The organism is Pseudoxanthomonas sp. J35, from assembly GCF_000513995.1.
Classification (GTDB): domain Bacteria; phylum Pseudomonadota; class Gammaproteobacteria; order Xanthomonadales; family Xanthomonadaceae; genus Pseudoxanthomonas.
Genome location: NZ_KI911335.1, coordinates 44431 through 64848, shown reverse-complemented (window position 1 = coordinate 64848; position 20418 = coordinate 44431). Strand labels below are relative to the sequence as shown.

20 protein-coding genes are annotated in these 20418 nt (G+C 69.1%); 17 read left to right on the top strand and 3 right to left on the bottom strand.

What is annotated here, in order from left to right; all coding sequences use genetic code 11:
* The first annotated feature begins 229 nt into the window (after nucleotides 1–229).
* The 10 genes from dnaN to PSEJ35_RS0114020 all read left to right on the top strand — a co-directional run bounded on the left by dnaN (nucleotide 230) and on the right by PSEJ35_RS0114020 (nucleotide 10580).
* Nucleotides 230–1330, top strand: a complete 1101-nt coding sequence (gene dnaN / locus PSEJ35_RS0114065; protein WP_028918330.1) for a DNA polymerase III subunit beta — start codon at nucleotides 230–232, stop codon at nucleotides 1328–1330.
* Between the two features lie 85 nt (nucleotides 1331–1415).
* The gene (recF, locus tag PSEJ35_RS0114060; protein WP_028918329.1) at nucleotides 1416–2504 is read left to right on the top strand and encodes a DNA replication/repair protein RecF; all 1089 of its coding nucleotides are present in this window, start codon (nucleotides 1416–1418) and stop codon (nucleotides 2502–2504) included.
* Nucleotides 2505–2612: 108 nt separating this feature from the next.
* Nucleotides 2613–5057 carry a DNA topoisomerase (ATP-hydrolyzing) subunit B gene (gyrB, locus tag PSEJ35_RS0114055; RefSeq protein WP_028918328.1) on the top strand — a complete coding sequence of 815 codons (2445 nt, stop codon included), beginning with the start codon at nucleotides 2613–2615 and terminating at the stop codon, nucleotides 5055–5057.
* On the top strand, nucleotides 5050–5871 hold the full coding sequence (locus PSEJ35_RS0114050; RefSeq protein WP_028918327.1) for a CPBP family intramembrane glutamic endopeptidase: 822 nt from the start codon (nucleotides 5050–5052) through the stop codon (nucleotides 5869–5871). The genes gyrB and PSEJ35_RS0114050 overlap by 8 nt, the downstream gene beginning before the upstream one ends.
* Nucleotides 5872–5948: 77 nt before the next feature.
* Nucleotides 5949–6758 carry a M48 family metallopeptidase gene (locus PSEJ35_RS0114045; protein ID WP_037083438.1) on the top strand — a complete coding sequence of 270 codons (810 nt, stop codon included), beginning with the start codon at nucleotides 5949–5951 and terminating at the stop codon, nucleotides 6756–6758.
* Nucleotides 6759–6872: 114 nt separating this feature from the next.
* Nucleotides 6873–8045, top strand: coding sequence for a tetratricopeptide repeat protein (locus PSEJ35_RS0114040; protein WP_028918325.1), 1173 nt, complete (start codon nucleotides 6873–6875; stop codon nucleotides 8043–8045).
* A 260-nt stretch (nucleotides 8046–8305) separates the two neighbouring features.
* A complete protein-coding gene (locus PSEJ35_RS0114035; protein ID WP_028918324.1) occupies nucleotides 8306–8863 on the top strand; it encodes an energy transducer TonB in 558 nt (185 codons plus the stop codon).
* A gap of 80 nt (nucleotides 8864–8943) precedes the next feature.
* Complete coding sequence (exbB, locus tag PSEJ35_RS0114030) at nucleotides 8944–9699, top strand: TonB-system energizer ExbB (RefSeq protein ID WP_028918323.1); 756 nt, start codon at nucleotides 8944–8946, stop codon at nucleotides 9697–9699.
* Between the two features lie 41 nt (nucleotides 9700–9740).
* Entirely contained in the window at nucleotides 9741–10163 is a 423-nt protein-coding gene (locus PSEJ35_RS0114025; RefSeq protein ID WP_028918322.1) for a biopolymer transporter ExbD, read from the top strand.
* Between the two features lie 3 nt (nucleotides 10164–10166).
* Nucleotides 10167–10580 carry a biopolymer transporter ExbD gene (locus PSEJ35_RS0114020; protein ID WP_028918321.1) on the top strand — a complete coding sequence of 138 codons (414 nt, stop codon included), beginning with the start codon at nucleotides 10167–10169 and terminating at the stop codon, nucleotides 10578–10580.
* A gap of 127 nt (nucleotides 10581–10707) precedes the next feature.
* Here PSEJ35_RS0114020 and PSEJ35_RS0114015 read toward each other — a convergent pair whose 3' ends face one another.
* The 3 genes from PSEJ35_RS0114015 to cls all read right to left on the bottom strand — a co-directional run bounded on the left by PSEJ35_RS0114015 (nucleotide 10708) and on the right by cls (nucleotide 13298).
* Complete coding sequence (locus PSEJ35_RS0114015) at nucleotides 10708–11466, bottom strand: pyridoxine 5'-phosphate synthase (protein WP_028918320.1); 759 nt, start codon at nucleotides 11464–11466, stop codon at nucleotides 10708–10710.
* Nucleotides 11463–11741: a hypothetical protein gene (locus PSEJ35_RS0114010; protein WP_028918319.1), complete on the bottom strand. Its 279-nt coding sequence runs from the start codon at nucleotides 11739–11741 to the stop codon at nucleotides 11463–11465. The genes PSEJ35_RS0114015 and PSEJ35_RS0114010 overlap by 4 nt, the downstream gene beginning before the upstream one ends.
* A gap of 117 nt (nucleotides 11742–11858) precedes the next feature.
* The gene (gene cls / locus PSEJ35_RS0114005; protein WP_037083432.1) at nucleotides 11859–13298 is read right to left on the bottom strand and encodes a cardiolipin synthase; all 1440 of its coding nucleotides are present in this window, start codon (nucleotides 13296–13298) and stop codon (nucleotides 11859–11861) included.
* Between the two features lie 106 nt (nucleotides 13299–13404).
* On the opposite strand from cls, the gene PSEJ35_RS0114000 reads away from it, so the two are divergent.
* The 7 genes from PSEJ35_RS0114000 to PSEJ35_RS0113970 all read left to right on the top strand — a co-directional run bounded on the left by PSEJ35_RS0114000 (nucleotide 13405) and on the right by PSEJ35_RS0113970 (nucleotide 20407).
* Complete coding sequence (locus PSEJ35_RS0114000; protein ID WP_028918317.1) at nucleotides 13405–14502, top strand: PA0069 family radical SAM protein; 1098 nt, start codon at nucleotides 13405–13407, stop codon at nucleotides 14500–14502.
* Between the two features lie 222 nt (nucleotides 14503–14724).
* The gene (locus PSEJ35_RS0113995; protein ID WP_028918316.1) at nucleotides 14725–15213 is read left to right on the top strand and encodes a hypothetical protein; all 489 of its coding nucleotides are present in this window, start codon (nucleotides 14725–14727) and stop codon (nucleotides 15211–15213) included.
* Nucleotides 15210–15863, top strand: a complete 654-nt coding sequence (locus PSEJ35_RS0113990) for a hypothetical protein (protein ID WP_232207676.1) — start codon at nucleotides 15210–15212, stop codon at nucleotides 15861–15863. The genes PSEJ35_RS0113995 and PSEJ35_RS0113990 overlap by 4 nt, the downstream gene beginning before the upstream one ends.
* 57 nt (nucleotides 15864–15920) lie before the next feature.
* On the top strand, nucleotides 15921–17336 hold the full coding sequence (locus tag PSEJ35_RS0113985) for an adhesin (RefSeq protein ID WP_343122521.1): 1416 nt from the start codon (nucleotides 15921–15923) through the stop codon (nucleotides 17334–17336).
* A gap of 196 nt (nucleotides 17337–17532) precedes the next feature.
* Nucleotides 17533–18195: a C39 family peptidase gene (locus PSEJ35_RS0113980; protein ID WP_232207681.1), complete on the top strand. Its 663-nt coding sequence runs from the start codon at nucleotides 17533–17535 to the stop codon at nucleotides 18193–18195.
* A 12-nt stretch (nucleotides 18196–18207) separates the two neighbouring features.
* Complete coding sequence (locus PSEJ35_RS0113975) at nucleotides 18208–18993, top strand: hypothetical protein (RefSeq protein ID WP_028918312.1); 786 nt, start codon at nucleotides 18208–18210, stop codon at nucleotides 18991–18993.
* 55 nt (nucleotides 18994–19048) lie between these two features.
* A complete protein-coding gene (locus PSEJ35_RS0113970) occupies nucleotides 19049–20407 on the top strand; it encodes a transporter (protein ID WP_037083429.1) in 1359 nt (452 codons plus the stop codon).
* Nucleotides 20408–20418: the final 11 nt, after the last annotated feature.

Here is a 20418-nt window from a genome sequence, read left to right as displayed (position 1 = left end):
GGAGAGCAGGGGGACGGGCTGGGGATAAACCGGGGACAAAACGCGGTGCGCAAAACCATCCACAGCTTGTCCCACCGCCCCGACCGGCCTTGCACGCAGGCTTTACCCTCAAACAAACTTCTTTTATTTCAAATAGTTGGTGCTGTTATCCACAGGCCGGGACCAACTCCAGCACCACCTCTTTTAGATTTATTCCACATTCCTTCAAAGCGTAGAGGCACGGACTCCCATGCGTTTCACTCTGCAACGCGAGGCCTTTCTCAAGCCCCTGGCCCAGGTCGTCAACGTCGTCGAAAGGCGTCAGACCCTGCCGGTCCTGGCCAATTTCCTGGTGCAGGTGCAGGGCGGCCAGCTCTCGCTGACCGGCACCGACCTGGAAGTGGAGATGGTGGCCCGTGCCGCGGTCGATGACGCGCAGGACGGCGAGACCACGATCCCCGCGCGCAAGCTGTTCGAAATCGTGCGTGCACTGCCGGACGGCAGCCGCGTCACCGTGAGCCAGTCCGGCGACAAGGTCACCGTGCAGGCCGGGCGCAGCCGTTTCACCCTGGCCACGCTGCCGGCCAACGACTTCCCGTCCGTGGACGAGGTCGAAGCCACCGAACGCATCGGCGTGCCGGAAGCCGGCCTGAAGGAACTGATCGAACGCACCGCGTTCGCGATGGCCCAGCAGGACGTGCGCTACTACCTCAACGGCCTGCTGTTCGACCTGCGCGACCAGTTGCTGCGTTGCGTGGCCACCGACGGCCACCGCCTGGCCCTGTGCGAAGCCCCGCTGGAAGGCGCTTCCGGCGCCAAGCGCCAGATCATCGTCCCACGCAAGGGCGTGACCGAGCTGCAGCGCCTGCTGGAAGGCGGCGACCGCGCGCTCGAGCTGGAACTGGGCCGCAGCCACATCCGGGTGAAGCGCGACGACGTGACCTTTACCTCGAAGCTGATCGACGGCCGCTTCCCCGATTACGAGGCGGTGATCCCGATCGGCGCGGAAAAGGAGGTCAAGCTGGACCGCGAAGTGCTGCGTGCAGCCCTGCAGCGTGCGGCGATCCTGTCCAACGAGAAGTACCGCGGCGTCCGCGTCGAGGTTTCGCCGGGCCAGCTGCGGATCAGCTCGCACAATCCGGAGCAGGAAGAGGCGCAGGAAGAGATCGAGGCCGACACCAGGGTTGACAACCTGGCCATCGGCTTCAACGTGAACTACCTGCTGGATGCGCTGGGTGCGCTGCGCGACGAGCACGTCGTGCTGGCCCTGCGCGATGCCAACTCCTCGGCCCTGGTCCGCGAGGCCAGCAACAGCCGTTGCCGGCACGTGGTGATGCCGTTGCGCCTCTGACCGCAGCCGTGGACCGGTCCATGTTCCACGTGGAACCCGAACGACGCCCGGCCCTCGCCGGGCGTCGTACTTTGGAGGCCGGCCGATGCGGGTGACGCGGCTGGTGATGGGCGACCTGCGCCGGTTCCAGCATGCGGAACTGGTCCCGGGACCCGGCCTCAACCTGATCACCGGCGCCAACGGCGCCGGCAAGACCAGCGTGCTCGAGGCCCTGCACCTGATGGCCTATGGCCGCAGCTTCCGCGGGCGTGTCCGGGACGGGCTGGTCCGCGATGGCGCCGAGGCCCTCGAGGTGTTCGTGGAGTGGGAGGAGGGCACTGGCGGCGGCGTTCCACGACGCGCTGGCCTGCGCCATACCGGGCAGGCCTGGACCGGGCGCCTGGACGGCCGCGATGTCGCCCACCTTGGCCAGCTCTGTGCCGCCCTGGCGGTGGTGACCTTCGAGCCCGGCAGCCATGCGCTGGTCGCCGGGGGGGGGGATAACCGTCGCCGCTACCTCGACTGGGGCCTGTTCCACGTGGAACACGACTTCATGTCCCTGTGGCGGCGTTACGCGCGGGCGCTCAAGCAGCGCAATGCGCTGCTGAAGGCCGGCGGCTCCAACGCCCAGCTCGATGCCTGGGATGCCGAGCTGGCCGAGAGCGGGGAAGTGCTGACCGCCTTCCGTGAGCGCTACCTCGGCGAACTGATGCCAAGGGCCGCGGCCATCGGGCGCCGGCTCAGCACCGGCCCGGAGTTGCTGGGGCTGGAATTCCAGGCCGGCTGGCGCCGCCAGGAGCTGTCGCTGGCCGACGCCCTGCTGCTGGCCCGCGACCGCGACCGGGCCAGCGGGCATACCGGGGTGGGCCCGCACCGGGCCGACTGGAGCCTGCGCCTGGCCGGGCTGCCGGGGCGCGAGGCGCTGTCGCGCGGACAGACCAAGCTGGCCGCGCTGTCGCTGCTGCTGGCGCAGGCGGCCGACTACGCCGCCCGCCAGGGCCACTGGCCGGTAATGGCGCTGGACGACCTGCCGTCGGAACTGGACCGCGAACACCAGCGCCGGACCCTCGAGTTCCTGCTGGAACAGCCTGGCGTGCAGCTGTTCGTGACAGCCACGGAGGTCCCCGAAGCGCTGCGTGAACTGCCCGCGGCCTGCCAGGTGTTCCACGTGGAACAGGGGCTGATCGCAGGGTAAATCCCGGCGGTCAGGTCAAGGGGGTGGGCTGCTATAATCAGCCGTTGATTCCTTTAGCTAAGGTGTCGTGGCCTCCCGCCGCGGCCCGGCCCCGATTGCGGCGAGCGCATGAGCGAACAGATCCAGAGCTCCACCCCCGTCAACGATTCCTACGACTCCAGCAAGATCACCGTCCTGCGTGGTTTGGAAGCGGTGCGCAAGCGCCCCGGCATGTACATCGGCGACGTGCACGATGGCACCGGCCTGCACCACATGGTGTTCGAGGTGGTCGACAACTCGGTCGACGAAGCCCTGGCCGGCCATGCCGACGACATCGTCGTGCGCATCCTCGAGGACGGCTCGGTGGCGGTCTCGGACAACGGCCGCGGCATCCCGGTGGACACGCACAAGGAGGAGGGCCGTTCGGCGGCCGAAGTGATCCTCACCGTCCTGCACGCCGGCGGCAAGTTCGACGACAACAGCTACAAGGTTTCCGGCGGCCTGCATGGCGTCGGCGTGTCGGTGGTCAACGCGCTGTCCGAGCACCTGTGGCTGGATATCTGGCGCGACGGCTTCCACTGGCAGCAGGAGTACGCGCTGGGCGAGCCGCTGTATCCGCTCAAGCAGCTGGAAGCCTCGACGCGCCGCGGCACCTGCCTGCGCTTCAAGCCGGCGGCGGAAATCTTCACCGACACCGAGTTCCACTACGAGATCCTGGCGCGCCGCCTGCGCGAACTCTCGTTCCTGAACTCCGGGGTCAAGATCACCCTGATCGACGAGCGCGGCGAAGGCCGCCAGGACGTGTTCCAGTACGAAGGCGGCATCCGCAGCTTCGTCGAGCACCTGGCCCAGCTGAAGACGCCGCTGCACCCGAACGTCATCTCGGTGACCGGCGAATCCAACGGCATCGTGGTGGACGTGGCCCTGCAGTGGACCGACGCCTACCAGGAAACGATGTTCTGCTTCACCAACAACATCCCGCAGAAGGATGGCGGTACCCACCTGGCCGGCTTCCGCGCCGCGCTGACCCGCACCCTCACCAACTACATCGAGCAGAACGGCCTGGCCAAGCAGGCCAAGATCAACCTGTCCGGCGACGACATGCGCGAAGGCATGATCGCCGTGCTGTCGGTGAAGGTCCCGGATCCCAGCTTCTCCAGCCAGACCAAGGAAAAGCTGGTCAGTTCGGAGGTGAAGCCGGCAGTTGAAAGCACGTTCGGTGCACGTTTGGAGGAGTTCCTCCAGGAACACCCGCAGGAAGCCCGTGCCATCGCGGAAAAGGTGGTCGACGCGGCCCGTGCCCGCGAGGCCGCGCGCAAGGCGCGCGAGCTGACCCGCCGCAAGGGCGCGCTGGACATCGCCGGCCTGCCGGGCAAGCTGGCCGACTGTCAGGAGAAGGATCCGGCGCTGTCGGAGCTGTTCATCGTCGAGGGCGACTCGGCCGGTGGCTCCGCCAAGCAGGGCCGCAACCGCAAGAACCAGGCGGTGCTGCCGCTGCGCGGCAAGATCCTCAACGTGGAACGCGCGCGCTTCGACCGCATGCTGTCCTCGGCGGAAGTCGGCACCCTGATCACCGCGCTGGGCACCGGCATCGGCAAGGACGAGTACAACCCGGACAAGCTGCGCTACCACCGCATCATCATCATGACCGACGCGGACGTGGACGGCTCGCACATCCGCACCCTGCTGCTGACCTTCTTCTACCGGCAGATGCCGGAGCTGATCGAGCGCGGCCACGTCTACATCGGCCTGCCCCCGCTGTACAAGGTCAAGCAGGGCAAGACCGAGCTGTACCTCAAGGACGACGCGGCGCTGGACAGCTACCTGGCCAGCAACGCGGTGGAGAACGCGGCGCTGGTGCCGGCCGAGGGCGAGCCGCCGGTGAGCGGCGAGGGCCTGGAGAAGCTGCTGCTGGCCTACGCCGGCGCGCGCGAGGCGATCGCGCGCAACAGCCACCGCTTCGATCCGCTGCTGCTGGAATCGCTGATCGACTTCACCCCGCTGGACGCGCAGCACCTGGCGCAGAACACCGACGAGCAGCACGAACTGCAGGCGCTGGAAGCGCGCCTCAACCGCGGCAAGCTCGGCAGCCCGCGCTATGCGCTGAAGCTGCTGCCGGCCACCGAGTCGCGTCCGGCCGCGCTGCAGGTCACCCGCCGGCACATGGGCGAGGAACTGCTGCAGGTGCTGCCGCTGTCGATCTTCGAAAGCGGCGAACTGCGCCCGCTGCGCGATGCGGCGGCGCTGCTGCACGGCCTGGTCCGCGAGGGCGCGCAGGTCATGCGCGGCGGCAAGACCCAGCCGGTCACCAGCTTCGCCCAGGCGCAGGCCTGGCTGCTGGAAGAGGCGAAGAAGGGCCGCCAGATCCAGCGCTTCAAGGGCCTGGGCGAAATGAACCCCGAGCAGCTGTGGGAAACCACGGTGAACCCGGACACCCGTCGCCTGCTGCGCGTGCGCATCGAGGACGCGGTCGCCGCCGACCGCATCTTCAGCACGCTGATGGGCGACGTGGTCGAACCGCGCCGCGAGTTCATCGAGACCAACGCGTTGAAGGTGGCCAACCTGGATGTCTGAGCCGGCGGACGCCGTGCATACGTCCGCGGTGCCGACGGCGCTCCCGCCGGCCGCGCCTGTCGCGCCGCGTGCCGCGCCGCTGGTCGGCGCGTTCCTGGCCGACATCGGCCTGGCGGTGTTCCTCATGCTGGCGATCAGCCTCGCCGGCGGCATCGCCCTGGGCGTGTGGCAGCTGCTCTCGCAGGGGATTCCCGCTGCCGGGGCGGAGCCGCTGCCGGGCCAGCCGGGCCTGCTTGCGCAGATCGTGCTGGTGATCCTTTCCACCGGCATCATCGCGCTGACCCTGTACTTCCTGCGCCAGCCGGCCTCCGCCGACGAGCGCGCCCGCTCGTTGGCGGCGCTGCGCCGGCCCTCGACCTGGGGCTGGACCCTGGCCGCCGGCCTGGTCGTGTTCCTCGGTTCGGCGCTGTTCAGCTGGCTGGGCAGGCAGGCCGGGATCGACCCGGTGCCGAGCAACGAGGCGATGGTCGAGGAAGCCGCCGCGCGCTGGCCGGTGTTCCTGGCCCTGTTCGTCGTGGTCCTGGCCCCGGCCTACGAGGAACTGCTGTTCCGGCGCGTGCTGTTCGGGCGCTTCCTGCGCGCCGGCCGGCCCTGGCTGGGCCTGGTGCTCAGCAGCCTGGCCTTTGCCCTGGCCCACGAGATGCCGTTCCTCAGCGACAACACCCTGCCGGCGATGCTGCTGCTGTGGCTGGCTTATGGCGGCCTGGGCGCGGCCTTCGCCTGGGTGTACTGGCGGACCGGCACGCTATGGGCGGCGGTTTCCGCCCATGCGCTGAACAACGGCATAGCGCTGGCCCTGCACGGCTTCGGCTGACCGGTCCGCTTGACGAAAAGTTAAGCCGCCAGCGCGGACACTTTCCTTCAGGTACCGGAACGGGGGTTGCCCTGCACATGCACTGGAAGCCGACCGCGCTCGCGTTGGCAATGGCGGTCGTCGTCGCGGCGTGCGCGACCACGACTTCGCCGACCGGCCGCACCCAGTACATGGCCTACTCGGACGCCCAGCTCAACCAGATGGGCGCGCAGGCCTTCGCCGAAATGAAGAGCAAGCAGCAGACCACGGGCGGCCAGCAGAGCCGCTACGTGCAGTGCGTGGTCGATGCCCTGGTCCCGCACCTGCCGCCCGAATGGCGCAACCTGCCGTGGGAAACGGCGGTGTTCGTCGACGACACGCCCAATGCGTTCGCGCTGCCCGGCGGCAAGGTCGGCGTGAACAGCGGCATGTTCAAGGTGGCCAGGAACCAGGACCAGCTGGCGGCGGTGATCGGCCACGAGATCGGCCACGTCTATGCCCGCCACACCAATGAACGCGTCTCGCGCCAGGCCGCGACGTCGACCGGACTGGCGGTGATCGGTGCGCTCGCCGGCGCCCGCTATGGGCAGACCGGCAGCGACCTGGTCACCCAGGGCGGCGGCATCCTGGCCCAGCTGGGCGTGCTGCTGCCGTTCTCGCGCACCCAGGAAAGCGAGGCCGACGAGCTCGGCCAGCGGCTGATGGCCCAGGCCGGTTTCGATCCCGCCCAGGCCGTGGACCTGTGGCAGAACATGATGGCTTCCGGCGGCGGACGTTCGCCGGAATGGCTGTCCACGCACCCGGATCCGCAGAACCGCATCCGTGCGCTGGAAGCGCGCGCGCCCGCGCTGCAGCCCCTCGCCCAGGAGGCGCGACGCGCCGGCCGTACGCCACAGTGCGGTCCGTAAGCCGCAGGAAAATTGGCAGCCTGTGCCATTCCGTAAGAAAGCCGGTTCTGTTAGCGTTGCCGACCCGGTTTCCGTCGCCGCCTGCAATACAGGCGGCCCGCAAGAGGTGATCCAATGAAATTCCGCAGCAAGCAAGCCCTCCTGTCCCTGTTCGTCGCTGCCGCGCTCGGGGGCGTGGTGATCGCCGACGCGGCCGCCGCACCGACCTCGTCGCGTTCGAAGAAGTCCGAGAAGTCGGAAGTGATGTTCCCGGACGCCACGCGCAAGGAACCGGGCATCAAGGCTTCGGCCAAGGCCGGCAAGAAGCTGCAGAAGCTGATCGACGTCTACAACAAGGACGACGCCGAGCAGACCCGCGTCCTCGCCGACGAGATACTGGCGCTGGACGTGGCCAACGAATACGACCGCTCGGTCGCCGCGCAGCTGGCCGCGCAGGCCGCGTACAACCTCGACGACATCCCGGCGGCCAAGGCCTACCTGAAGCAGGCGCTGGAAATCGGCGGCCTGGACAACAACGGCCACTACCAGTCGATGCTGATGCTCGCGCAGCTGCAGCTGGGCGACGACGAACTGCAGGAAGGCCTGGCCACCCTCGACCGTTACCTGGCCGAAACCCAGTCGAAGAAGCCGGAAGACCTCGCGCTGAAGGGCCAGGTGCTGTACCAGCTGGAGCGTTTCCAGGAAGCGATCCCGGTGCTGAAGCAGGCGATCGAGACCTCGCCTGAGCCGAAGGACAACTGGACCCAGCTGCTGATGGCGTCCTACGCCGAATCCGACCAGAACGACGCGGCGATCGCCTTGGCCGAACAGCTGGCGGCGAAGAACCCGACCGACAAGAAGGCCCAGGTCAACCTCGCCACCGTCTACGCCCAGGCCGACCGCATGGACAAGGCCGCCGAGGTGATGGAGAAGCTGCGCGCCGCCGGCCAGCTCACCGAGGAGCGCGAGTACCGCCAGCTGTACGTGACCTACGCCAACATGGACGGCCGCGAGAAGGACGTCATCTCGGTCATCAACGAGGGCGTGCAGAAGGGCGTGCTGAAGCAGGACTACCAGACCTACCTGGCCCTGGCCCAGTCCTACTACTACAGCGAGCAGATCCCGCAGGCGATCGAGGCCTGGCAGAAGGCCGCCCCCCTGTCCAAGGACGGCGAGACCTACCTGAACCTGGCCCGCGTGCTCTGGCAGGAAGGCCGCGTCGCCGAGGCCAAGCAGGCGGCCCAGCAGGCGCTGGCCAAGGGCGTGAAGAAGCCCGAGGACGCCCGCAAGATCATCAACTTGAAGTAAGAAAACGTAAAAGCGCCGCGTCCTAGGCACCGGACGCGGTATTTGGTATATGCTTGGCGGTTCATGCGGTGTCACCCGCGAGAACCTGGGCCTCTGCTGGAAACGCTTTCCTCGAGGCCCGGCCCCACACCCGAGTCACTAGGCGCATGGCTGAACAACTGGTCGTCCACAGGAACTACGAAGAAACCGAGGATCGCGGGCTCAGCTGGCCGCGCATCATCGGCATTGCGTTCGTCATCGCGCTGCACCTGGCCGCGCTCATGCTGCTGCTGATCCCGGCCGTCGCCCCCAAGGCCGACGTCAAGGAAGAGCGCAACGTCCTCGTCACCCTGGTCGACGCCCCGCCGCCGCCCCCGCCGCCGCCGCCGCCGCCGCCGCCGCAGGACAAGCCGCCGCCGCCGATCAAGGAGCTGTCGCCGCCGAAGCCGTCCCCGGTTCCGCCGCCGCCGGAAGCCCCGCCGGTCGACGTGGCCGAGCCGCGCCCGACCGACGTGTACCAGGAGCCGGCTCCGCCGGCCCCGCCGGCCCCGGTCGCCGACATCGGCGCCAGCGTCGACATCTCGTCGAAGAACATGAATCCGCCGCGCTATCCGCCGGCCGCCGCGCGCGCCGGCATCGAGGGCGAGGTCATCCTGGTCATCGATGTCGACGCCAACGGCAACGTGACCAACGTGTCGGTCGAGAAGTCCAGCCGCAACCGTGACCTGGACCGCGCCGCCATGGAGGCCGCCCGCAAGTGGCGTTTCAATCCCGCGACTGTGAACGGCCAGAAGGCGGCCGGTCGCGTTCGGGTCCCGGTGAACTTCACCCTGGGTTGATGTCCGTTTGTTTCCCCGACGGAAACCGGGCCTAGCGTTTCCGCCTTCCTTCTCCACCAAACAAACCAAAGGTAAGCGTCATGCTGCAGGAACTCTTCATCGCCGCCGCCGCCGGGGGCAACGCCTCCGCCCTCACGCAGATGGGCTTCGACCACCTGCTGAGCGAGATGGTCGCCAATCCGGGCGAGTTCGCCGTCTCGTGGATCGTGCTCCTCACCCTGGTCCTGATGTCGGCCGCGTCCTGGTACTGGACCATCTTCAACGCCATCAGGAACACCCGCCTGAAGGCGGCCGCCGACCGCGTGATCAACGCGTTCTGGGATGCCCCGAACGCCCAGGAAGCCATCCGTGCGATGGAAGAGCAGCCGCGTAGCGAGCCGTTCTCGAAGATCGCCCTGGACGCCGCGCAGGCCGCCGCGCACCACCAGCGCGCCGAAGGCGCCGGCACCGGCCTGGGCGAGTCGCTGAGCCGCTCCGAGTTCGTCGACCGCGCCCTGCGCCAGGCCGTCACCCGCGAGAGCAGCAAGCTGCAGTCGGGCATGATCCTGCTGGCGACCGTCGGCGCGACCGCTCCGTTCGTGGGCCTGCTGGGCACCGTGTGGGGCATCTACGGCGCGCTGATCAAGATCGGTGCCACCGGCTCGGCCTCGATCGACGCCGTCGCCGGCCCGGTGGGCGAGGCGCTGATCATGACCGCCATCGGCCTGTTCGTCGCGATCCCGGCCGTGTTCGCCTACAACTTCTTCAGCAAGATCAACAGCGCCACGATCGCCAAGTTCGACTCGTTCGCTCACGATCTGCACGACTTCTTCGCCACCGGCTCGCGCGTGCGCTGAGCCGGTTCCCAGAAGTCGCAGGCAAGTAACGGAGAGCCCGCATGGCCTTCAGTTCCGACAACAGCGGCGGCCCAATGGCCGACATCAACGTCACGCCCCTCGTGGATGTGATGCTGGTGCTGCTCATCATCTTCATCATCACTGCGCCGCTGATGCAGCACAAAGTGAAGATCGAGCTGCCGGAAACGGACGTCGTCGCCAAGAATGAGGACGAACCGCGGGTCATGCCCATCACCATCTCGGTGAAGGAGGATGGCTCGCTGTTCTGGAACGACGAGCCGGTCACCCGCGAGGTGATCGAGTCGCGTCTTTCCAGCGTCGCCCAGCAGACGCCGCAGCCCAAGCTCAATCTGCGTGGCGACAAGACCACGAAGATGCGCATCATCAACGACGTCACCAAGATCGCGCAGAACCAGGGCATGCTCGACGTGGGCTTCGTCGCCACCAAAGAGAAGGGTCACTAAGCCATGGCTTTCAGTTCCGGATCCGGCAAGGGCCCGATGGCCGACATCAACGTCACGCCCCTCGTGGACGTGATGCTGGTGCTGCTGATCATCTTCATCGTCACCGCGCCGATCACGACCTACCCGATCGACGTGGCCCTGCCGCAGCGGGTCATCAACCCGCCGCCGGTGACGAAGGAACCGCCGCCGCCGATCGACCTGCGCATCGATGCCTCCAACCAGGTCTTCTGGAACAACAGCCCGGTCTCGCTGGCCGCGCTGCCCCAGATGATGGAGACCGAAGTGCAGCGCGATCCGACCAACCAGCCGGAGCTGCGCATCGACGCCAGCGCCGACTCGGAGTACGAGACCACGGCCCGGGTGCTGGCGGCCGCGAAGAACGCGCAGATGATGAAGATCAACTTCGTCAACCAGTAAGACTGGCACGCCTCGCAGGTCCCGCTTCCTGCAGCGGCGGGACCGCAAGGCAAGCCGATGACGCCGCCCTCCGGGGCGGCGTTTTTTTTATGCGTGGCGGGAACGGAGCGGCGCGCCGCCAGCAGGCTCAGCCGGCGCGATCGAGGATCGACAGGTAGCCGCGCACGGTGGCGTCCAGCCCGGCATACAGGGCCTCGCCGACCAGCGCGTGGCCGATCGAGACCTCCTCCACCCCAGGCACCGTGTCCAGGAACAGGCCGAGGTTGGCCTGGGAGAGGTCGTGGCCGGCGTTCACCCCGAGCCCGGCGGCGCTGGCCCGGCGCGCGGTGGCGGCGCAGGCCGCCACGGCCTGGCCCGGGTCGCCGGCGGCGAAGGCTTCCGCGTAGGGACCGGTATAGATCTCGATGCGGTGCGCGCCGAGGGCCACGGCGCGTTCCAGGTGCTCGACGTCCGGGTCGACGAACAGGCTCACCCGGCAGCCGAGCGCGGCGAAGTCCGCGACCTGCGCGGCCAGCGCGCCGGTGTCGCCGTCGAAGCGGAAACCGTGGTCGGAGGTCAGCTGGCCGTCGCTGTCGGGCACCAGGGTGACCTGGGCCGGACGCACCTGCCGGCACAGCTCGAGCAGGCCCGGGTAGCCCGGGCGCGGCGGCGCGAACGGATTGCCCTCGATGTTGAGTTCCACGCCGAACTCCGCGGTGAGCGCGGCCAGCGGCGGCAGGTCCTCGGCGACGATGTGGCGGCGGTCCGGGCGCGGATGCACGGTGATGCCGTGCGCGCCGGCTTCCAGGCAGGCGCGCGCGGCAGCGGCCACGTCCGGCTCGCGGCCGCCACGCGAGTTGCGCAGCACCGCGACCTTGTTGACGTTGACGCTCAGCCGGGTGCTCATGCCTGCGGTGGCCCCGCATCATGCGCACCGGCGGCGGCGGCGGCGGCGCGCTTGCGGACCTCGGCCAGCTCGCGCAGGCGGCGCAGTTCGACCGGATCGATCATCGCCGACTCGTCGCGCTGGCTCTCGCCGATGCGCTCCAGGTACCAGCCGCGCGCCCAGAGGGCGAGGAAACCCAGCGTGGCCAGCAGCGCCAGCATGACCAGCCAGACATGGGATGCGTTCATCGCCAGCAGCAGCGCGCCGACGGCCAGCAGCAGGTAGAGCCAGTGCATCGATAGCCTCCCGGTGGGGCACCGTGGCCCCGTGCCGCGGTCGGTCGCCATGATGCCGCGACGCGGGCCCCGGCGGCCACCGCGCATCCGCGGCGGCCGTCCGCCCGTCGCCGCGGCCTACAGCAGCGGCGACATCAGGCGCGCGCAGGCCTCGGGCAGGCGGTGCCGCCACAGGCCGGACGGCCGGTCCAGGCGCACCCGCCGCGCGCGCAGGAACTCGCCCTGCAGCAGCTGCTCCAGCCCGGCGCAGGCGCCGGCGTCCTGCAGCATCAGCGAGGCCTCGAAGTTCAGGCGGAAGCTGCGGTGGTCGAAGTTGGCGCTGCCGACGATGCACACGTCGTCGGCCAGCAGCGCCTTGGTGTGCAGCATGCGCGGACCGTACTCGTAGACCTGCACGCCGGCCTTGAGCAGCTCGTCGAAGTACGAGCGCGCCGCCAGCGTCACCAGCCGCGAATCGCTCCAGCGCGGCACCAGCAGGCGCGTGTCCAGGCCGCCCAGCGCCGCCGAGGTCAGCGCCATGCGCGCGGCCTCGCCGGGGACGAAGTAGGGCGTGACCAGCCACACCCGCCGCTTCGCCTCGTGGATCGCGGCCACGTGCAGCCGATGGATCGCTTCCCAGGACGAATCCGGGCCCGACACCAGCACCTGCGCGCGCACCGGGCCCGGTGCGCAGGCCGGCCAGTACTCGGGCGCGCCGAAGTCCGACGCGGGGCAGCGGCCGGCGTAGATCCAGTCCTCGACGAACACCAGCTGCAGGCTGCGCACGACCTCGCCGTCCACGCGCAGGTGCAGGTCGCGGTAGGCCTCCGGCAGCAGGCGTTCGTCCTCCTCGTCGGTGATGTTCATCCCGCCGATGAAGCCGATGTCGCCGTCGATCACCGCGATCTTGCGGTGGCTGCGCAGGTTGAGCCACGGCCGGGTGAACGGCCGGAACTTCGTCGGGTGGAACCAGCACACCTGGCCGCCGGCGTCGACCAGCGGTTGCAGGTGCCGACGCCGCATCTTCCCGGAGCCGACCGCGTCCAGCAGCAGCCGCACCTGCACGCCGGCGCGGGCGCGCTCGACCAGCGCCGCGAGGAAGGCCTTGCCGGTGCGGTCCGGGGTCCAGATGTAGTACTGCAGGTGGACGTGGTGCCGGGCTGCGGCGATTGCCTCCAGCAGCGCCGGGTACTTGCCGCTGCCGTCCACCAGCCACCGTACCGCGGTGGCGGTCGAGGGCGGCAGGCCGGTGACCGACTGGCCCAGGCGCGCCAGCTCCACCGATTTCAGCTCCTCCCCGGCCAGCCCGCTGAACTGTTCCATGCCCGTGCGCGAACGGCCGCGACGCAGGCGCTGCCGCTGGATCTTCTGCGGGCCGAGCAGGAAGTAGATGACGAAGCCGATGTACGGCAGCAGCGCCAGCGACATCAGCCAGCTCAGGGTGGCCACCGGCTCGCGCTTCTGCAGCACGATCCACACCCCCAGTCCCACCATGTACAACACCCACGCGAGACCCAGGTAAAGGCCCAGGCGGGGCAGGTCGACGAGCCGGTCCCACAACTCAAGCAGTGGAGTCATGGCCCGATTCTAGGCGAGCGCCGGCGCAGGTGGCGGCTTGAACGGCACCCGTACGGGGGCGGGACGCGTCGCGCCCGGCGAGACCGGGCCGGCGTACCCTGCGGCGATGGGCGCGACGATCAAGGGCCGCGGCTCGCGCCAGTACCTGCCGGGCCGCTTCGAGACCACCACCACCGAGGCCGTGGACGATGGCTGGACCGTGCCGGGGAACCCGGCCGCGGCCGACGACGAATCCGGGCCGGATCCGCTGCGTCCGCGTACCGAGGTCCGCGAGGAAACCGCGCGCAGCATCATCAGCCGCAACAGTTCGCCCGACGTGGGCTTCTCGCAGTCGGTCAATCCCTACCGCGGCTGCGAGCACGGCTGCAGCTACTGCTTCGCCCGGCCGAGCCACGCCTACCTCAACCTGTCGCCCGGCCTGGACTTCGAGACGAAGATCTTCGCCAAGACCAACGCGCCGGAACTGCTGCGGCGCGAGCTGTCGCGCACGGGTTACCAGCCCAGCCCGATCGCGCTGGGCATCAACACCGACGCCTACCAGCCGCTGGAGCGGCGCCTGCGCCTGACCCGGCAGCTGCTGGAGGTGATGCTCGAGTTCCGCCACCCGGTCAGCCTGGTCACCAAGAACGCCCTGGTCGAGCGCGACCTGGACCTGCTGCAGCCGCTGGCAGAACAGAACCTGGTGCACGTGCACTTCTCGGTCACCTCGCTCGATCCGCACCTGTCGGCGAAGCTGGAACCGCGCGCAGCCGCACCGCACGCGCGGCTGCGGGCGATGGAGAAACTGCACGCGGCCGGCGTACCGGTAGGCGTGCTGTTCGCGCCGACCATCCCGTGGGTCAACGACCACGAGATGGAGGCGGTGCTGGAAGTCGCGCGCGACGCCGGCGCAAGCAGCGCCAGTTACATCCTGCTGCGCCTGCCGCACGAAGTGGCGCCGCTGTTCCGCGACTGGCTGCAGGCACACGTGCCCGATCGTGCCGCGCACGTGATGAGCACGCTGCAGCAGATGCGTGGCGGACGCGATTACGAGTCCGGTTTCGGCACGCGCATGCGCGGCCGCGGCCGCTATGCCGACCTGCTGGAACAGCGCTTCGTCCTTGCCTGGCGCCGTTCCGGTTACGCCGGCCTGCGCGGGCACCGGCTCGATAGCAGCCGCTTCGCACCGCCGCGCGCGGCCTCGCCGCAGGGCGAATTGTTCTGAAGCTGTAAACGCGCCCGGGGCTGTAACAACCGCGATACACCGGCGCAAACGCAGTGCTGGCGCGGGTTTGCGCGGTGCAAGGGCGCTTCCGCCGCAACCGCGGTGTAACACCCGGTTGTCGATCGCGCGCACCGTTTCTTCGCAACACGCTGATTCTGCTGGAAAAAAACAGCTGGCACGGGTCGTGCTCCTGTTCTCCCACCCTTCCATGGGAGACCCGCGATGCGACCGACCCGGATCCTGGCCTGCCTCCTGCTGGCGTCAATGCCGGCCGCCGGGGCCTTCGCCGCGGACGCCTATATCGGCGTGTATCCGAATCGCGGCGAGATGATCGTGATGCGCGACGTCAGTGCGCGCCATGCCTACCGTCAGGTGCCGCCTGGCATCGCCCTGATCGCCGATCCCAAGCCGAACCGGGAGATCAACGCGACCCTGGGCACCGGCGAGATGTCCGACGACGAGATCTCCGGGCTGCTGTCCGCCGGTCCCTCGGGCGGCCCCGTGCCGTTCGCCACGGCCGCCACCGAACGCGCGCTGCAGGGCTCGCTGGGCCGCGTGGGCGGCGAAGGCATGCTTTCCGGCGGCAGCATCAGCGGCCGCGTCGGCGGCGTCACCGGCGCGGTGACCGGCGCCACCCGCGGCATCGCGCCGACCATCTCCGGCGCGCTCTCGCAGTTCCCGGTCGGCGGCAACCCGGGGACCGGGCCGTGAGGCGCGCGCTGCTCCAGTTCCGCCAGCTCGCTTTCACCGTGGCGGTATTGCTGGTGCTGCTGGTCGGCGCGTCGGCCGCGCGCGCCGCGGATGAATACACCGAGATGCTGGGCTACCTGGCGCAGTCGCGCATCGAAGACCGCGCGCTGTCCGGCAGCCAGGGCGCCATCGCGGTCAACCAGGCCGCCGGCGACCACAACCGGCAGGCGAACCTGCGCGCCATCGCGGTCGGCCCCGACGCCAGCACCCACGTGGACGCGCGCCAGCGCGCCAGTGGCGATGTCTACGACGTCCCGGTCCAAGCCAGCGCCACGATCGGCGGCTCGGCCCTGGCCGGCGCCGGTGGACTCGCTTCGATCAACCAGGCCAGCGGCAGCGGCAACGCGGAAGTCAACGCGGTGTCGATGGTGCTGGCGCAACAGGGCATGCGCGAGTCGACGACCGACAGGCAACAACTGTCGACCGTCGAGTTCGCGTCGGCGGAGCGTCAGCGCGCCCCGTACCCGGCGGGGAGGACCGCAAGCCGCAACGTGGCCGTCGAGGCCACCGCGCTGCGCGGGTTCGAGGGTGCGCTGCAGCTCAACCAGATCGCGGGCTCGGCCAACGAGACCGGCAACGTCCTGACGTTGTCGCTCCCGCCGGGCCCGTGAGGCGGTAGGAAATCCACCCAACCAGAGCAAGAGAGAGAGGACATCATGAAAGGGAACATGAAATGGACCGTGCTCGCCGTGGCCGTCGTGGCCGCGACTGCCGCCGGTAACGCCGCTGCCGTCGATGTCGACATCCATACCCACATCGACACGCACATCGACAACAAGCTCCACAACGAGACCAAGAACAAGGTCGAGAACGAGTTCTCGACCGAGGTCAAGAGCAAGTACTACGGCTCGTACAAGGCCAGGACCGACATCGAGACCGATATCGATACCGACATCAACTACGATTCGGACACCGACATCGACAAGGAAGTGGATGAGCATGGTGTCTCCGCCGAGCTCGAGTCCGACCTGTCGCTGACCTCCGACATCGACTTCAGCGGCGACCCGACCGTGTCCGGCGACTTGCCGATCGATTCGGCCTCGCTGGCCGTGGTCGACAACCGGCAGAAGAACAGCGGCAACGTGGGCTGGAACGACGTCCTGACCAACGACGCGTCGATCTCCGAGAACACCGCCACCGCGGCCGAAGGCAACCTGGGCTTCAACGTCGCCGCCGGCGACAACAACCAGCAGGACAACGCCGCCGCCCTGTCGGCCGTCGATGCCGCCTTCGCGTTCGGCCTGGCCGACTCCAAGGTGTTCGTGCAGCAGTTCGGCAAGGACAACCTGACCAAGAACATCGGCAACACCAACACCGCCAGCGTTGGCGACATGGCCTTCGCCGATGCCAGCGGCAACATCGGGGTGAACGTCACCGCCGGCAACAACAACCAGCAGAAGAACGCGCTGGCCGCCTCGGTCGCGACCTCGCGGTATGCCTCCGCTGCGGTCAGCTCCAACCAGCAGTCGCACGACAACTTCACGCTCAACGCGCCGAAGCGTGACGTGCAGTACGACCGGATCGGCATCGAGCTGCGCGGCCGAGTGTCCGGTGGCACCGTCGCCGTCGGCGGTGGCAGCTACAGCGGTAGCGAGAGCGGCACCTACGCCGGCACCGGCAACTCCTACCAGTCCGACAACTTCTACCTCGACACGTGGAGTGGCGCCCTGCCGCACAGCAGTGGCAACGTGACCGGCCATATCGACATGGACGCCGCCATCCAGAACGCGGTCGCCAACCCGGACAAGCCCGGCGTCGGTGGTATCGGCTTCGACAACACCGAAAGCGGCACCTACGCCGGCGAGGAAAGCGGCGAGCTCGGCTTCCTGGAGCTCGGCTATGCCGACCTGTGGGCCAGCCTGAGCGGCTATGTGCAGATCGCCCGCAACGTCGTGGATACCTACACGACCAACACCGCGTCGCTGTCCGGCGACGCCTTCGCGCGCGCTGCCGGCAACATCGGCGTGAACGTCTCGGCCGGCACCGGCAACCAGCAGGCCAACAGCCTGGCGATGGCCGTCGCCCAGCCGTCCGCTGGTGGTGGTGGCGAGACCCCGCCGCCGCCGCCGCCGACCGGCGAGTGATCCACGGTCAGGCCCGCAAGGGCAAAGGAGTGACTCCCGGCCATCCGCCGTGGCCGGGAAATCACGGAACACCCCGCTCCGCCCCCCCGGGGCGGGGTGTTCCAACTCCCTGACGGCGCCCCATTCCCCTTTCGCACCAGGACCCGCCATGTCGCGCACGCTGCTCCCGAGCCTGGCCCTGCTGGCCCTGCCGCTGATGTCCACGCTGCCTGCCCAGGCGCGCGCGGCGGAGGTGGCCTTCAGCGGGGTGCTGCCCAACGGCGCGCTGTACCACGCGCCGGTGGAGAGCATGCGCGAATCGCGCTTCCGCCACCTGGTGCGCCAGCAGACGGACTACAGCTGCGGGGCGGCCTCGCTGGCCACGATCCTGCGTTACGCATACCACCTGGATGCGGACGAGGACACGGTCATCGAAGGCATGCTCGCGCTGGCCGACCCGGAAGTCGTGAAGGAACGCGGCTTCTCCCTGCTGGACATCAAGCGCTATGTCGAGTCGCTGGGCATGCGCGGCCGCGGCTACCGGATCGACGAGAACCGGCTGCGCCAGCTGCGCGTGCCGTCGCTGGCGCTGATGGACGTCAACGGCTTCCGCCACTTCGTCGTGCTCAAGCAGGTGCGCGGCGAGGCCGTCGAGGTCGGCGACCCGATCCTCGGCAACCGGGTGATCCCGCTGCCCGAGTTCATGGCCGCCTGGCCGTCGCGCGCGGTGTTCGTCGTTATCGGCACCGACTTCGACCGCAACACCGTGCTCCTGCAACCCACCACCAAGCCCAGTGCGCGGGCGCTGTACGCGCGGCAGGGTCCGATCACCGACGCCGAGCTGCTCGACTTCGGTTTCTCCCATGCCGACCTGTTCTGAGAGGACTCCGCCATGACCACCAAACGCAGGCTCTGCATCGCCCTCGGGCTGGCCACCAGCCCGGTTGCGCTGCCCGCCCTGGCACACGTCGAGGAGGCGCCGCCACCGCCCCCGGCCAACGGGCTGGTGGAGCTGAGCGACGAGGAGATGGGCGACATGCGCGGCCGCTACACGGTCGGCGACAACAAGGTGGCCTGGTTCGGGGTGACCATGGTCTCGACTTGGCAGACCCAGGCCGGCGCGCAGCTGAAGAGCACCATGACCCTGGGCGTGGACGTGAGCCGTCCGCAGGCGCCCAAGGTGACCTTCCAGCCGCACGTGAGCATCACCGCGGCCAACGCGGCGATGCCCACGCCCGACGGCGACCGCCACGTCGACGCCGCCGGCCTGGCCAACGCCAGCGGCATGGTGCAGAGCGTGCAGGTCGCCGGCGACGGCAACCGTGCGATCAACGTCGCCTCGATCAACATGCGCGACGGCGATGTGCCGACCACGCCGGACCCCGACCCTTCGGCATCGGTGGTCACCTCCACCAGCGTCAACGGCATGACCGCGCTGGCCGCGCTGGACGGCAACGCCGCCCGCGTGCTGCTGCAGATCGACGGCCACGGCGCGGTGGAGCAGTGGATCGGCCGGAGTGGCATGGGCCAGAGCATCCAGCTGGCCAGCGACGGGCAGATGGCCAGCAACTGGCTGGAGCTGGACCTGGTCCGCAGCAGCGCCCAGGGACGCGCCCCGCTCGGGCAGAACGTCGCCCAGGCGATCGCACTCAGCCGCGGCATCGCCGTCGGCTACTGACGCAGGCTCCGGCCTGCCAACCGCAGCGAGCAAGGAGAAGCACGTGATCAGGAAGATGCCGGCGGCATCCGCTTCCGCACTGCGTATCGCGATCGCCGTGGCGTTGGGGGCCGCGGCCCCGGGCGCCCTGGCCCAGCAGGCCGACACAGCGGCCCCGGAGGACGAGGCCGAACTGCGCCAGCTCGCCTCCCAGCTGGCCGAACTGAAGGCCAGCTACGCCCAGGAGGTGCGGCGCCTGCGCGAACTGGACATGCAGGTGCAGGCGCTGCAGGCGCGCCTGGCCGGCAAGGTACCGGCGGCCGGCACCCCGCTGGCGCAGACGCCGGCCGCCACCGCCGCGGCCGCTGCTGCTGCGCGGGCCGAGCCCCCGGCCGAGCCCTCCGGCGCGCCGGCGCAGCCGCAGGAAGGCTATGCCAGTTCCGCCGCGGACGCCGAGAAGGCGCGCGCGGAAGAGTCGCGCAGTGTGGCCGACGTGAAGCAGCAGGCGCGCGCGCTGTTCGACCAGCGCCTGACCATCGAGAACGGCCTCACCTACAACCGCTACGACCGCAAGCAGCTCACCCTCAACGGCTTCCTCGCCCTGGACGCGATCTTCCTCGGCAGCATCGCGGTGGAGAACGTCGAGTCCGACACGCTCAACTACAACCTCGCCGCGCGCTGGGGCGTGAGCCCGCGACTGACCCTGAACCTGGATGTGCCCTACCTGGCGCGCAAGACCGTCTACCAGAAGGGCGGCGCCGGCGGCGCGGCCGCGGCGATCGCGCAGGAGGAGACCACCGGCAGCGGCCTGGGCGACATCACCGCCAGCGCCAACTTCCGCCTGCTGCCCGAACGTGGCGCGCGCCCGGAGATGGTGCTGAACTTCGGCGTCACCGCACCGACCGGCCAGGAACCCTACGGGATCCCGTGGCGGGTGCTCGAGCGCGACGACGACGACTTCATCCGCTTCGCCGTGCCGGAGGAGCAGCCCACCGGCAACGGCGCCTGGCAGGCCAGCGTCGGCATGTCGATGGTGAAGACCAGCGACCCGGCGATCCTGTTCGGCAACATCGGCTACACCTACTCGTTCGAGTCCAGCTTCGACGACATCGACAACAACCCCGACACGGTCAACCCGGGCGACGTGAAGCTCGGCGACTCGTTCTACTACGGCGCCGGCGTGGCCTTCGCGTTCAACGAGCGCACCAGCTTCAGCATGTCGCTGAGCAACCGCATGAGCGCCCGCGCCCGTACCCGCTACGAGGGGCAGCCGTGGACCAAGGTCATCGGCAGCGACGCCAACGCGGCGATGTTCAACCTGGGCGTGACCTACGCGCTGAACCCTCACGCGACCATGGTCGGCCTGCTCGGCATCGGCCTGACCCCGGACGCGCCGGACTTCAGCCTCGGCTTCAAGATCCCGTACAGCCTGTAAGGGGTGTACGA

Excerpts from the sequence above, each read along its gene's own strand:
- recF (WP_028918329.1), top strand. The coding sequence starts at position 1,416 with ATGCGGGTGACGCGGCTGGTGATGGGCGACCTGCGCCGGTTCCAGCAT.
- PSEJ35_RS0114045 (WP_037083438.1), top strand. The coding sequence starts at position 5,949 with ATGCACTGGAAGCCGACCGCGCTCGCGTTGGCAATGGCGGTCGTCGTC.
- exbB (WP_028918323.1), top strand. The coding sequence starts at position 8,944 with ATGCTGCAGGAACTCTTCATCGCCGCCGCCGCCGGGGGCAACGCCTCC.
- PSEJ35_RS0113970 (WP_037083429.1), top strand. The coding sequence starts at position 19,049 with ATGCCGGCGGCATCCGCTTCCGCACTGCGTATCGCGATCGCCGTGGCG.
- PSEJ35_RS0114000 (WP_028918317.1), top strand. The coding sequence starts at position 13,405 with ATGGGCGCGACGATCAAGGGCCGCGGCTCGCGCCAGTACCTGCCGGGC.
- gyrB (WP_028918328.1), top strand. The coding sequence starts at position 2,613 with ATGAGCGAACAGATCCAGAGCTCCACCCCCGTCAACGATTCCTACGAC.
- dnaN (WP_028918330.1), top strand. The coding sequence starts at position 230 with ATGCGTTTCACTCTGCAACGCGAGGCCTTTCTCAAGCCCCTGGCCCAG.
- PSEJ35_RS0114050 (WP_028918327.1), top strand. The coding sequence starts at position 5,050 with ATGTCTGAGCCGGCGGACGCCGTGCATACGTCCGCGGTGCCGACGGCG.
- PSEJ35_RS0114040 (WP_028918325.1), top strand. The coding sequence starts at position 6,873 with ATGAAATTCCGCAGCAAGCAAGCCCTCCTGTCCCTGTTCGTCGCTGCC.
- PSEJ35_RS0114035 (WP_028918324.1), top strand. The coding sequence starts at position 8,306 with ATGCTGCTGCTGATCCCGGCCGTCGCCCCCAAGGCCGACGTCAAGGAA.
- PSEJ35_RS0113980 (WP_232207681.1), top strand. The coding sequence starts at position 17,533 with ATGTCCACGCTGCCTGCCCAGGCGCGCGCGGCGGAGGTGGCCTTCAGC.
- cls (WP_037083432.1), bottom strand. The coding sequence starts at position 13,298 with ATGACTCCACTGCTTGAGTTGTGGGACCGGCTCGTCGACCTGCCCCGC.
- PSEJ35_RS0113975 (WP_028918312.1), top strand. The coding sequence starts at position 18,208 with ATGACCACCAAACGCAGGCTCTGCATCGCCCTCGGGCTGGCCACCAGC.
- PSEJ35_RS0114010 (WP_028918319.1), bottom strand. The coding sequence starts at position 11,741 with ATGCACTGGCTCTACCTGCTGCTGGCCGTCGGCGCGCTGCTGCTGGCG.
- PSEJ35_RS0114025 (WP_028918322.1), top strand. The coding sequence starts at position 9,741 with ATGGCCTTCAGTTCCGACAACAGCGGCGGCCCAATGGCCGACATCAAC.
- PSEJ35_RS0113985 (WP_343122521.1), top strand. The coding sequence starts at position 15,921 with ATGAAATGGACCGTGCTCGCCGTGGCCGTCGTGGCCGCGACTGCCGCC.
- PSEJ35_RS0114015 (WP_028918320.1), bottom strand. The coding sequence starts at position 11,466 with ATGAGCACCCGGCTGAGCGTCAACGTCAACAAGGTCGCGGTGCTGCGC.
- PSEJ35_RS0113995 (WP_028918316.1), top strand. The coding sequence starts at position 14,725 with ATGCGACCGACCCGGATCCTGGCCTGCCTCCTGCTGGCGTCAATGCCG.
- PSEJ35_RS0114020 (WP_028918321.1), top strand. The coding sequence starts at position 10,167 with ATGGCTTTCAGTTCCGGATCCGGCAAGGGCCCGATGGCCGACATCAAC.